At 39.8% G+C, this 399-nt stretch carries 1 pseudogene; it reads left to right on the forward strand.

Going from position 1 to position 399, the window contains the following annotated elements:
* Positions 1-202 precede the first annotated feature (202 nt).
* A pseudogene (locus QN395_RS21485) lies at positions 203-399 on the forward strand (hypothetical protein); the annotation flags it as partial.

Here is a 399-nt window from a genome sequence, read left to right on the forward strand (position 1 = left end):
ACTAAACCTTACTAAATTTACAAAATCCAGTGAATGTATCAAATCACTTTCTTTTCATATGTAAGTTTTTGTAAGGTGTCTTTATTTGGGCTTGGGCACTATTTTTATTGCAACTTAGTTCTTTATTGTTATGATTTTTATGATCTAAATAGGTTGGTGGACTGATAATAGAAGTTATTCCATTTACCTCGGTTACCCCACTATGCGTTTGCTACTAATCCACCAAAACTTACCCGGACAGTTCCGGCATCTTCTTTCCCACTACGCACAACATCATCCCGGTCAAGTCATTGGTCTGGGTGAGATGACACAAGTGCGTGACAATTTTCGTGATGCAATGCCGGGTGCTTATTTGGCTGGTTATGAAATGCCAGCAGATGCGATGCTCACGCATCCTTG

It is taken from the genome of Undibacterium sp. RTI2.2 (assembly GCF_035018705.1).
In the GTDB taxonomy this organism is placed as follows: Bacteria; Pseudomonadota; Gammaproteobacteria; order Burkholderiales; family Burkholderiaceae_D; genus Undibacterium.